The 12339-nt window shown below is 64.5% G+C and carries 9 protein-coding genes and 1 tRNA gene; 4 read left to right on the top strand and 6 right to left on the bottom strand.

Translation table 11 applies throughout. The annotated features are described in order from the left end of the window. Window positions 1-49: 49 nt before the first annotated feature. Window positions 50-1237, top strand: a complete 1188-nt coding sequence (locus AB0362_RS07375; protein ID WP_366235344.1) for a helix-turn-helix domain-containing protein — start codon at window positions 50-52, stop codon at window positions 1235-1237. Between the two features lie 3 nt (window positions 1238-1240). On the opposite strand, the gene AB0362_RS07370 is transcribed toward AB0362_RS07375, so the two are convergent. From AB0362_RS07370 to AB0362_RS07345, 6 genes are all read right to left on the bottom strand, one after another. Then, complete coding sequence (locus AB0362_RS07370; protein ID WP_366235343.1) at window positions 1241-2197, bottom strand: alpha/beta fold hydrolase; 957 nt, start codon at window positions 2195-2197, stop codon at window positions 1241-1243. A 165-nt stretch (window positions 2198-2362) separates the two neighbouring features. Then, window positions 2363-3214 carry a glycoside hydrolase family 16 protein gene (locus AB0362_RS07365; protein ID WP_082898707.1) on the bottom strand — a complete coding sequence of 284 codons (852 nt, stop codon included), beginning with the start codon at window positions 3212-3214 and terminating at the stop codon, window positions 2363-2365. A 340-nt stretch (window positions 3215-3554) separates the two neighbouring features. Continuing rightward, window positions 3555-3628: transfer RNA gene (locus AB0362_RS07360), tRNA-Gly, on the bottom strand. A 32-nt stretch (window positions 3629-3660) separates the two neighbouring features. After that, on the bottom strand, window positions 3661-5442 hold the full coding sequence (locus AB0362_RS07355; RefSeq protein WP_366235342.1) for a bifunctional diguanylate cyclase/phosphodiesterase: 1782 nt from the start codon (window positions 5440-5442) through the stop codon (window positions 3661-3663). 116 nt (window positions 5443-5558) lie between these two features. Then, entirely contained in the window at window positions 5559-7688 is a 2130-nt protein-coding gene (locus tag AB0362_RS07350; RefSeq protein ID WP_366235341.1) for an Rv1355c family protein, read from the bottom strand. Further along, entirely contained in the window at window positions 7685-8398 is a 714-nt protein-coding gene (locus AB0362_RS07345) for a hypothetical protein (RefSeq protein WP_300522796.1), read from the bottom strand. The genes AB0362_RS07350 and AB0362_RS07345 overlap by 4 nt, the downstream gene beginning before the upstream one ends. Before the next feature lie 140 nt (window positions 8399-8538). Between AB0362_RS07345 and dcd the strand changes: the two genes are divergently transcribed. From dcd to AB0362_RS07330, 3 genes are all read left to right on the top strand, one after another. Next, entirely contained in the window at window positions 8539-9117 is a 579-nt protein-coding gene (gene dcd / locus AB0362_RS07340) for a dCTP deaminase (RefSeq protein ID WP_032396620.1), read from the top strand. Window positions 9118-9285: 168 nt separating this feature from the next. Further along, window positions 9286-10812, top strand: a complete 1527-nt coding sequence (locus AB0362_RS07335; protein WP_366235340.1) for an Hsp70 family protein — start codon at window positions 9286-9288, stop codon at window positions 10810-10812. Window positions 10813-10867: 55 nt separating this feature from the next. Then, window positions 10868-12310 carry a CYTH and CHAD domain-containing protein gene (locus tag AB0362_RS07330; RefSeq protein ID WP_366235339.1) on the top strand — a complete coding sequence of 481 codons (1443 nt, stop codon included), beginning with the start codon at window positions 10868-10870 and terminating at the stop codon, window positions 12308-12310. Window positions 12311-12339 lie beyond the last annotated feature (29 nt).

The following is a 12339-nucleotide window of genomic DNA, read 5'->3' as shown; positions in this document are numbered from 1 at the left end:
GCACAATATGGCTGTGGCGTGGCTTACACGGTGAGGTTAGAGTTCGGTCATGACCGCCACCGAGTTCGACGTGCATCCGTCACCGACCGATCTGGCCGCGACGATGCTCGACGGCGTCGACGATCTGGCCACAGAACTTGTGCGACGGATCCTGGGAGCCGAGCACGCCTACCTCGAATCGACGCTGCTCACCACCGAGCAGCTCTACGAGGCGTCGCGGAGCAATCTGGCGTCGATGCTGGGCAAGCTGTCCGGTCGTGCTCCCATGCGACTCGAGTCGGCTCGGGACGCGGGCCGACTCAAGGCGGAGCAGGGGGTACCGCTGGCTGCCCTGCTTCACGCTTTTCGGTTGGGCGGCAGGTTGGTCTGGGACGAGTTGATGGAACGTTCGGACGGCCGGGCGAGTCATGCGCTGCTGGACATGGCCGCCCAGGTCTGGGCTCTGGTCGACGTGTACTCCGACGAGGCAGCGGAGGCCTATCGAGAGAGTGCCGACATGCGTGCGCGGGAGAGCGCCGAAGCCCGTGGACGCCTCATCCGTGTGCTCTTCGCCGATCACGGCGCGAATCCCACTGCAGCAGCGGACGCGTTGCGCACGTTTCGCATTCCCGACCACGGCTACTTCGCGGTGGTCTCGCAGGAGCCGTTGACCGCAGCGATGGGAATCGACGGGTTGATCTCCCGCCTCCGTACCGCGGGTGCCGAGTCGGTGTGGGACGCCGAGGTGGACGGCAGCGTCGGGCTGATCTGTGCCGCAACGGAATCGGAGATCGATTGTGCGTTGATCACGCTGAGCGAGCTGTGTCCGGGACGGGTGGGGGTGAGTTCGGTCTTCCGGTCCCCGTCGGGTATCGGTGATGCCGTCGGTCAGGCCCGGTTGGCGAGGTCGTGCACCCCGAACGCGGCCTCACCGTCCGCGCCGGTGCGCTACGACTCCGTGCCGGTACCGCTGCTGCTGGTCCGCGATCCCTCGTCGGGCCGCATCGCCTCGCGTCAGATACTCGGTGATCTGCTGGCGCTGCCGCGAGCCGAACGGCAGAGCCTGCTGGACACTCTCGACGCCTGGTTCTCGTTCGGCGGTTCCACCCGCGACGCCGCCGAATCGCTGCACTACCACCGCAATACGGTGTTGTATCGGCTGCGCCGCATCGCCGAGCTCACCGGACGCGACTTCCGTGATCCGATTCAAGCCGCGGAACTCTATGTCGGGCTCAGGGCGTATCAGCTGCTGACGTGAGGGTCAGTGGCTGGCGAGGACGACGTCCAGAATTCCGGCTCCCAGCGGCACCGGTACGCAGGTCGGGGGACGCGCGTTCGCCGGGTCGAGTGCGTTGAGCGCCAGCCGAAGCGCGGTGGGATCGTAGGTGAACGTGAAGTGCGCTACCTCGGTATCGGGGCACACGTCCTGCACCACGATGTTGTGCGCTCCCGGATCCCGCAGCAGCGCATTGGTGTACGGCTGGATCACCTCGTCGACCCTCGTCGCGATGGAGGTGTACTCCACTCCGGGCACGGTGTCGCCACCTGCATTGAGGCGTTCGAGAAAATCGGATCCGGCCATCAGTTGGGCTAGCCCTGGGCCGAATTCGCCCGCTACGACCCCGGTTGCACCCGGCACTGCCTGTACGACGGGCGCGACCCCGTACATGGTGCCGCCGTAGGTCGGTGATGCGATCCCCACCCACCTGTCGACCACGTAGGAACCGCCGAGCCTGTTGACGAAGTATCGAGCGACCGCAGCACCCTGCGAGTAGCCGACCACGTCGACTGCGCCGGCACCGGTTGCCTGGAGTATCGACAGTGTCATCGACTTCAGTTGCGCTGCACTGTCTTCGATGACGCCGTACCCGTTGGACTTGCCGTCCGGCGAGGTGCCGTAGTTGATGGCGAAGACGCAGAATCCGGCTGCTTTCAGGATGGGTGCGAAGCTGGCCCAGTCGGAGTACGCAGTGGCGTCGGTGCCGTGTACCAGGACGACGGGATTCGGGTGCGCCGCAGTGGGCTTGCAGCCCATGTCGTTGGCTCCGGGAGGTGCGGCGTCGCGATTGGATGCGGCGTAACGGATGGCATCGGCGTGATCGGGTTGCTCGGGGGCAGCGGCGATGGGCATCAGCGGCCCCGCGTGTGCGGAGGGTGCCAGCAGCGCAGCGGCAGCGACGAGTACGAGAGTGATCAGACTTCGCCGTGGCCCGCGCATGAATAGACCGTATTCCTAGAACTGTGGAATGTCCCTATGAGTGGGGGTGCGGACTGAGAAAAGTCACAAGAATTGTTCTGCAGTCGAAACCGTGCCCAGCGCGTACCGCACGGGACCCAGCCGTGGTGGCTGGGCCCCGTGCGGAAAGAAGGATTGCTCTGCAGTTCAGAGGCGACTCACACGCAGCCAGTCGACGCTCATCGTCTGCGGGTACGGCGTGCTGTTCAGCGTCTTGCCGGTCCAGTTGTTGCCCACGGCCACGTTGAACAGGATGTAGTGCGGCCATGCGCCCGAGAACGCCTTCCAGTTGCCGCCCTTCGCCTCGTACTGGGCCTGAGTGAAGGAATATCGAGCGACTCCGTCGACGAACCAGGTGATGCTGTTCGGTAGCCAGTCGATGCGGTATGTGTGGAATCCGTTGCCGACCGGATTCATACTGCCGCCGGTCTTCACATCTTGATTGGAGTTCCACTTCGAGGGACCGTGCAAATTGAATGACGGTCCGTACAGTCCGGGAATTTCGACGATGTCCACTTCCCCTTGGCTGGGCCATGAATATTCGCCACCGGGTTGTAGACCGAGGGTCCAGAATGCGGGCAGCAGGCCCTGGGCGCTCGGCATCTTGATCGATGCTTCGATGCGCACCGGCGGCGTAACCGATTGCTTGCCCATGCTGACCACGCGGGCGCTGGTGAAGTTGTACGGTGCCCGCTTGCGGTCCGGTGGTGTCTCTCGACGCGCGGTGATGTTCAGTGAGCCGTTGAACTGGTTGGCGTTGTTCCAGGAGTCCGTATAGTACTGCTGCTCACCGGAACTCGCGCCCCAGCGGCCGGTCTGAAACCCCCATTTGGAGGGGTCGGGTCCGCCGTACCCGTTGAATTGGTCTTCCCACAGCACGGTTCCTGCTCCGCCCTGGGTTCTCGGGGGCGCGGCGAGTGACGGGGCTGCGGTCGCCGACGAGACGGCCACGGCCATCGTCGTCAGGGCGACCGCGACAATTGTGAATAGTGATCGCATGAGGGGGATTCCTGTCAGGGTCATATGTCGGTGAACAAATGTCGACATTTGATTTCTAGCACGGCAAACTAGGCGACAGAAGTTTCTTTTGAAATGCAGGAATTCTTGCGAATACAATGAATGAATTAGCCTATGTTACTGGTCGGTAGCAAGGGTATCGACCAATGGTCTGCGGTGGTCGGTTTGTTTCAGGAGTGACCGCAGTGACTCGGGAGGGTTAGCGAAATCAGCGGTGTGGGCGAGGTGGAAGCGACTCGGAGGGGGCAGGAGTGGAGCCTGCAGGAACGACTCGGAGGGGCAGGAGTGGAGCCTGCAGGAATGACTCGAGGGGGAGCCAGCGTGGAGCCGGTGACGGGAATCGAACCCGCCTCTCAACCTTGGGAAGGTCGCGTTCTACCAATGAACTACACCGGCGTGTGGTGCGGTTCAAAAGGTTACCAGGGCGTTCAGATGTCGATTCGCACGCCGTGCAGCAGGGTGAGGGCGTCGTGTGCTGGTACCGGCTTGGAGAACAGGTATCCCTGTGCGCGGGTGCAGCCCAGTTCGATCAGGGTGTTTCTGGCGGTCTGTGTTTCGACGCCTTCGGCGATGATGTTCAGTCCGAATGCGTCGGCGAGTCCGATGATGGATTGGACGATGGCGAGGTCGCCGGTGTTCGTGGCTCCGAGGTCGGTGACGAAGGCGCGGTCGATCTTGAGTGCGTCGACGGGGAGTTCCTTGAGGTGCGACAGCGAGCTGTATCCGGTGCCGAAGTCGTCTATGGCCACTTGCACGCCGAGTTCGCGGAGTTCGCGCAGTGTCACGCGGGTGCGGGAAAGGTCCTGTACCACTGCCACTTCGGTGATCTCGAGGCAGAGATCAGGCCCGGCTATCGAGAACTCTGTGAGTGCTCTGGCAACTGCACCGACGAACCCGTTGGTGACCAGTTGGACGGGGGATATGTTGACGCGCATCGCGATGTCGAGGTGGGGGATCTCGCGTTGCCAGTCGGCGAGGGTGCGGCAGGCGTGGTCGAGCACCCAGCGGCCGAGTTCTCCGGCGAGGTTCGTCTCCTCGGCCACCGGAATGAACGCGGACGGAGGGAGTAGGCCTCGGGTGGGGTGTTGCCATCGGACCAGTGCTTCGACTGCGGTGATGCGTCCGGTCACGAGGTCCACCTCGGGCTGGAAGTGCAGGGTGAGGGAGTCGCCTGCGATGGCGTCGCGCAGATGGATCTCGACGTCGTTGCGGAGTTCGGCTTCGGCGTGCATCTCTTCGGTGAACAAGGCGATGTCGTGGCCGCCTCCGCGTTTGGCTACCAGGGCGGCTTGATCTGCCTGCCGCAGAAGCGACTCCGCGGTGTGCTTGCCCGGTTGGCCGAAGGCGATTCCGATGCTCGCGCTTCTGCTGATGCGTTCGACTCCGAGGGTGACGGGGGCGTACATGGCGTCGGCGATCATCTCGGCGTGGTGTGCTGCGACGCGGGCCGAGCACGGCCCGGCCAGTACCACCAGGAATTCGTCGCCGCCCAGGCGTGCGACGAGACCGGCCGACTTGCCGACGAAGCTCTGCAGTCGGTCGGCGATGGTCTGGAGGTAGTGGTCTCCGGCGAGGTGTCCCAGAAAGTCGTTCAGTGCTTTGAGTCGATCGAGGTCGATGTGCATCACGGCGACCGGACCGGGCATGGCCGGGTCGAGTCGTTCGCGGAGGTGTTGTGTGAGCGCTGTGCGGTTCGGCAGTTTGGTCAGGTGGTCGTGCAGCGCCGAGAACCGGAGTTGCTCCTCGGCGCTCACTCGCGCCTGCAGTTGAGAGAGCAGTGCCGCAATCGCTTTGAGCGCGTTGAGTTCTGCCTCGGACCACGTTCGGTCGCCGATCTTGATGAAGCCGAGGATGCCGGTGGTGCGTTCCGAGTGCAGCAGCGGCACGACGGCCATCGAGGTCGCGGAGAATCCCGACGCGTCCTCGACGCGTCGGCGGTAGTCCTCCTGCTCCGGGTCCGGCCGAAACACTGCCGGTTCGGTCAGTGTTTCGGCCAGGCGGAACACCGAGTCTGCTTCGTCGAAGTAGACCACTGCCAGTGGGTCGGGATCGGGCACGCTCAGTCGCGGTGGCCACTCTGCGCTGAGTCTGGTGGCCCTGGCCTCGAAATCGTTGTGCCGGAGGAAGCTGAAGTCGATGCCCAAGTAGTCCACGAGTTGCCGCAGCACGGAGTCGTAGGCCTCGCGCACCGTCGCCGCATCGACTCCCATGAGTTCGGTTGCGACGCCGGTGACGAGGACCTCGAGCGTCTGGTTGTGCTCCAGGGCCCCACTCCCGCCTCTCGTAGACGCAGTGCAGGACTGTTCCCCCTGGTCTCCGCCGGACTCTACCCCGATACAGACGCTGAAACAGGAAGTCTGCGACTATGTATCGCGTTTCTCGGGGCGCTACCGAGCCGCAACACCAGCGCGACGGACTCTGTGTTTTCGATTTCAAGCAGTGCGCGGAACTCGAAACTCAACTGCTGCAGCGTTTCTGCGTGGTGCGGTGCCAGTTGTCGATATTCCTCTGCGGTGCGCGCGTAGAGGAACGCAGGGGAAACCGGCTGCACTGCCAATCCGCGCAAATGCGCAGTTACCCAAACGTTCTCCGTTGCACATCCCCCGATGATGTAATCTGCTGCGGTCGATCCGGGTACGACGACCACTGCGAGTGCCGAACTCGACAGCACACGGTCGCGCATGTCGGTCCCGAGCGCTGCACCGGCGTCCCACGCATGCACGAGCTCCATGACGTCCGGCCGTTTGACGATCTCGAGCTTGGACAGGTCCGCGTCGTCGATCCCCAGAGTCGACACCTCGATTCCCCGGTCGGGATCGAGATCTCCCGGCCAGCGCAACTCGGAGAACATGTCTCGATGCAGGTGCGGTGTGAGATACCGGATTCGATCGGCGGCGGCGAGGATATCCGCGGCCGCCGCGATCGATTCGGGTGCCGTCAGCAGCACCGCCCGGCCACCCTCTGCCTCTGCCGCAGCGGCGATGTCGGCGGCGATCCCGGTGTCCAGGGGTGCGCCGGTGCCCATTTCCCGATTGGTGCACCGCTCGAGAACGCCGTCGAGCAGGCGTCGATCGGTGATGGGTTGTGGATCGCCCGCACTCAGGGTGATCTCGACTCCGTGGTCGGTGACCTCGCTGCGGTCGAGCCTGCCCTGCGCGGTGGCCACCACGCGCGCGTTGAAGGCGGCCGCACCCACTGCCACGCAGCTGCCCCGGAAGGCGACGTCGAGGGTCGACGTGCGGGAACGATCCACCCCGATCCGCACGGTGCGTCCTTCACGGGTGAACGTCCACGGCTGACTGTTTCCACCGGACGGTGCTCGGCGGGCAGCGTCGAGAACGAGCGCGTCGGGATCGACGGATGCATTGTGAGCGTCGACGGCGGTGTCGACCGAAGACTGCTGCGCCCTCGGCGTCGGGTTCGGGGCCGCGAGCGCGTCGAGATGGGTCTCGAGATCGACGCGGATTCGTCCGGAGGGCAGGTGTGCTCCGGTGCCGAAGCGTCGAACGGCTGCTGCGATGGTTGCGCCGCCGAGTTGAACGTCGCCGCCCAATTGTGGCCAGGTCTCGATCGTTTCGCTCACTTCCACCATCGAGGCGGCCATCCGGGCCGAGAGCAGTGAGGCGTCGAGCTGATCGAGCACGATGGGAATCTTGTCGCGCGTGCCCAGCCCCCGCAGGCTCGTCGAGTCGATCTCGCCGAGCACGCCGTGGAACACCGGACGGTCGGGTTCGAGGTCGAAGCGCTCGACGTCGAGCAGTCCTCGGTCGGAGGTCTCCATCAGTACCGGGATCCCTCTCGAGCGGGCTGCCTCGCGGGCGCGGACCTTGACATCGAGGGAGTCGCATTCCTCGACGAGCAGATCGAGTCCGTCGAAGAACTCGTCGATGGTGTTCTCGGTGATTCCGTCCTCGGCGATCTCGACGCGCAGATACGGGTCGATTTCGGCAATGCGTCGGGCCGCGACGACCGCTTTGTTGACCCCGAGATCGAGGATGGACGCGGGAATTCTGTTGAGGTTGGACAGTTCGATCTCGTCGAAATCTGCGAGTCGAAGCGTCCCGCAGATTCCTTCGAGTGCGAGAGTGTGGGCAATGGCGTGCCCGACGCTGAGGCCGATGATTCCTATCGTGAGATCTCCCAAGGAATTCTGTTCCTCGAGGGTTATCTTGTTTCTGTTCCTGTCCAGCCGAAGGTGTCGAAACGAGCGGGGTCCGAGTACCGCGACAACCGTCTTTCGCCACGGAAAGAAAACCCACCTGTCGTTTTCGTCGAGAAGGCTCTGCTCAGGGCTGGGGAGCAGTGAGCGCAGGCCTTTTCTCTGCGTCTTTCGCTCGTCCAGGAAAGTGAGGGTGGGGTCGGCTCTGAGTTCGTCGAGTGCGTCGCGCTGTGTGGCGTCCGTCTCGTCGAATATCACAGGCTTCCAGTGGTGGCCGGGCGTGGTTCGATCGTTCATGATGCGACTGCTTCCGGGAGTTCGACGGCTGCGCGGCGGTGTGCGAGCAGGGTGACCGTGTTGTGCCGCATCCGGCGCCAGGTGGCCAGGTCGGCGTTGAATGCGAGTGTTGTTCTGTCCCACCAGAACACCTCGGTTCGATAGCGATCGTCAGGATAGGGGATCGGCGCGATCTGGGTGGCGATGACGGCACCGGTGTCGAGCCATGCGGTACGGACGTGGGAGGCCGCGGTGGCAAGGGCGTAGCGCGCACCGAGAAGTGCCGTGCTGTAGGCGGGGGATTCGGCGATCATCGCGGTGACGGCGCGGCCGTGGGGTGCGTGCTGAGCGACCCACGCGGATTTGAGTTCGACGACTCCGTGGCCGATGCGTTCGTCGAGCATGGTGTGCACGTGCCGCAGGCCTTCTGGATGGTCGGCGAATTCGATCAGTGCGTGCGATTGATCGACCGAGGAATACGGTCCTTGCACCCGCACCCCGCCGACTATTTGTCCGGTTCGGTCGAGTGCGGCGAAGAACAGCGCCGTGGTGCTGCCGTCACGAATGGCCGATATTTCGAGAGCGGTGGTGACACCGTGTCGCATATAGCTTTCCTCTGCGCCATCAAGGAATTGTTTCCACAACGCCGGATTTTCTGCGGGAGTGGTGGCCAGAACGAAGCATTGGGATCGCTGATCCCAGTACGAGGGGACGTCGAACGGAATTGTCATTTCAGTCTTCCTGACAGGAGTTTGCCGAATGTGAATGGTCGTGCCGCTCGATTGTCCGGCTTTTCCTTTGCAGAGCTATGCGCCGCGATCAAGACTCGGGTGTGTCGCGGGGGACCGCCCAGGACCAGTAGCCTGCAGAGGTGCTGCTCTCCGACCGTGACATCCGTGCCGAAGTGACCCTGGGAAACCTGGCGATCGAACCGTTCGACCCGTCGATGGTCCAGCCGTCGAGTGTCGATGTGCGGCTCGACAAGCTGTTTCGGGTGTTCAACAACACCCGCTACACCCACATCGACCCGTCGCTGCAGCAGGACGAGTTGACGACGTTGGTCGAACCCGCGGCCGGCGAGCCTTTCGTTCTGCACCCGGGTGAATTCGTCCTCGGCTCCACTCTCGAATTGACGACGCTGCCGGACTACCTGGCCGGTCGGCTCGAGGGGAAGAGCTCGCTCGGGCGGCTGGGTCTGCTCACGCACTCGACTGCAGGGTTCATCGATCCGGGCTTCAGCGGCCACATCACGTTGGAGTTGTCCAACGTCGCCAACCTCCCGATCACGTTGTGGCCGGGCATGAAGATCGGGCAGCTGTGTCTGTTCCGGCTGTCGTCGCCGTCCGAGAATCCGTACGGCAGTGCCGCGGTGGGGTCGAAGTATCAGGGTCAGCGCGGGCCGACGCCGTCGAAGGCCTACCTGAATTTCGTCCGGTCGAGCGTCGAGTAACGATCGCGCAGTTTGTTTGACCGCCGTAAAACATGACGGACGGACGGTTGTAGCGGTACTCTGGTGACCTGACGTGGGTTGGGGCCTACCAGAGCGAGGTTTCTAGTGTCCGCGGTTCCCGATGTGTCCGTACTCGGCGCTTCGTTGGGGTCGAGTGGTCTCCGCAGCGTGATCAGCGACAACGATCGCTCCGGTGCCGTTCTGGAAGTGCACGAGCCCGTCGCGTCCCGCCCCGCACCCAACGGCCTCGCCCCCGATCCGTGGGATGCCGTCATCACATCGGTTCACAACCTGGCGTCGAAGTACGCGTCGGCGGATTACTATCCGGTGCTCGCACTGCGTGAGAGCGACCCCAGAACGGCTTACGATCAGGATTTCTCCGACGGTGCCGTCCTCGTGTCCGAACTCGGTGCGCAATTGGGTGCACTGCGTGAAACACGTGTGTTGGTAGGCGAACGCTGCGTCGCCCTGTTCGACGTCGGCGCGTCCGGTACCTCGGTCTCCGTGGTCGACATCGACAGCGGCGACGTTCTCGCGTCGCGTCGAACGGATGCGCTCAGCGGTGACGAGTGCGATCGAATGCTGTGCGATCACCTCATCGCGACGTTCGGTGCGGCCGAGGCGCTGACGATCGAGGCTCGTAGGAGGCTCGTGCACGACGTCCGCGACGGCAAACACGAGCTGGCCCTGCTTCGCAGCGTGTCGATCATCGGGCCGTTCGTCGGCGGACGTGCGTCGCTGTGGCGTGGCAATCTCGACGAGATCATCGGCGACGCCGTGCACCGAGCCGTCTCGATGGCCGTCGACGTTCTCGCCGCGGTCGATGCGCAGGGCGTTCGCGTCGACGCCGTCGTCGCCGTCGGCGGCGGTGCCAACATGCAGATAGTTCGCCAGGTCCTGTTCGACGCGGTGTCGATGCCGGTCTACGTGCCCGAGCAGCCGGAACTGCTGGCAGCGCACGGTGCTGCCGGGATCGCTCGGACGGTGGGTCTGCGGCCTGCGCCTGCGGCACCGGAAGCGCTCACCGATCGGTTCGCTGCAGTGGACCGGGATTCCGCAGACCTCGAGGTGGCCGCGGTTGTCCCGGTGGTCTCGAAGCGTCCGCGGCACAGCGACACCTCCTCCAAGCGGGTGACCAGGGCCAACAAGTCCCGGCATCTCGGCGGCGCGCTCGCGGCACTCGTCGCGGTGTGTGCAGCCGGCACCGTGGTCACTGCGGCGGCACGAACCAGCGGCGAGGATCCAGCGCCGTCGGTGACCACGTCGCAGGACTCCTCGCAACCCGCCCGGTCACAGTCCGTGGTGCCTGCGGCAGACGGGTCACCCGCCGAACCCGCCGGATCGTCGGTGCCGTTCGCGACCACGACGGCGACGCCGACCTCTTCTTCGGTCGGCGCGCCGCCAACGTCGTCCTCGTCCCAGGCACCGGCCACGACGGTCGCCGAAAGCGCCACCGCCACACGGCGCACCGTCACCACGACCAGTGCCCCGTCCGACATCGAGCAGACGACGGCACCGAGCAGGCCCACCGTCGATCGGTCGACCGTGGTGCAGACGACGGTCCCACCTGCCGCCACGACTCGTCCGACCACGACGCGTCCCACCACGACGACCCGGACCACGACGACGACAACAACGCGGCCGACTCGGACGTTCGATTTTCCGTTGCCGGATTTCGACTTTCCGCGACGCTGACCGGTCTGCGCTTTCGGCCGTCATCGGCCCGGGCACTCGAGGCAGGATGAGCAGTATGGAGTCGATTCAGACCGAGCGCGAAGACAAGTTCGACGTCGACGCAGAATTTCAGTTGCCCACTCTCGCTTCGTTGGTGCCCACCGGCGGCGCACTGGTGTCGAGCGAGACCGACCTGAGCAGTGAGTATTTCGACACTGCCGGCCACGACCTGTTGCGACGCGGGATCACCGTCCGGCGTCGTACCGGTGATTCCGACAACGGCTGGCATGCGAAGGTCCCGGCAGAGAAGGCGCGGACCGAGATTCGGCTCCCTCTCGGCAGCGGTGCGCACAACGCGGTGCCGGACGAGCTGAACGATGTGTTGCGCGGTGCGGTGATGGGCGCGGAGTTGGCCGCGGTCGCTACTTTGACGACGCGTCGAACGATTCACACCGTGTCCGACGCCGATGGTGCGGTCGTCGCGGAAATCGCCGACGACGAGGTCTCTGTCGTCTTGATCGGGGGTGCGACCGGTCCGCGGTGGCGCGAGGTGGAGGTGGAACTCGGACCGGCAGGCTCGGAGTCGTTCCTGAAGAAGGCGGGCAAGGTGTTGCGCGCTGCCGGTGCTCGGCCCTCGGCGCATCCGTCGAAGTTGGATCGTGCGCTGTCGGTGGTGCGCCAGGAACCTGCCGAACCCGGGGTGGCGCTGCTGGCGGATTATCTCGACGATCAGGCGCAGGCGATCGTCGCAGGCGATGTGTATCTGCGTCGGGGGCTGGATCCGATTCACTCCACGCGGGTGGCCATTCGGCGCTACCGCAGTACCCTCCGCGTGTTCGGGAGTCTGTTCGAGGACGAGCCAGCTGCGCAACTCGAGGCCGAACTGTCTTGGTATGCAAGCATTCTCGGTGAGGTTCGCGATCGTCAGGTGCAGCGTGCTCGGTTCGCGGCTGCGCTGCGCGAACTGCCGCCCGAACTGGTGCTCGGGCCGGTGGCGTCGCGCATCGAGAACGATCTGTTGGCCGAGCAGATCCGATACCGCGAGGCGGCGATGACCGAACTCGACGGAGAGCGATATCGCGCGCTGCTCACGACGCTGTCGGAGTGGTCGCGGGGGCTACCGATCGACGGCGAGGTGACCGACCGCGTGTTGGTCAAGCTAGCGCGCAAGGCCGGCAAGAAGGCGATCGATCGCACGAAGAGTGCCGTGCGCGGTACCGACGACGAGGCGTTGCATCGTGCACGGAAGGCGTCGAAACGTGCGCGGTATGCGGCCGAGTTGGTTGCCCCGGTGGTGGACAAGAAGGTCTCGAAAGCGAACATCAAGCACTACAAGACGATTCAGGAGGTGCTGGGAGAGCACCAGGATGCGGTGATCGCGGCGGAAATTCTGCGGACTCTCGGCGCGCGGGCAGGGACGACGGCGGGGGAGAACGGTTTCACCTTCGGCCTGCTGTTCGAGCGCGAGCGTCGCGCCGCCGAGGTAGCCCGGGACGAGGCGAGCAAGTTGGAGTTCTGATGACCTGAACCGGGATAATTCCCCGATTC

It is taken from the genome of Rhodococcus sp. NPDC079359 (assembly GCF_040702585.1).
Taxonomy (GTDB): Bacteria; Actinomycetota; Actinomycetes; order Mycobacteriales; family Mycobacteriaceae; genus Rhodococcoides.
Note: the sequence above shows the minus strand (reverse complement) of the source record. Positions and strands in the feature narration are given on the sequence as shown.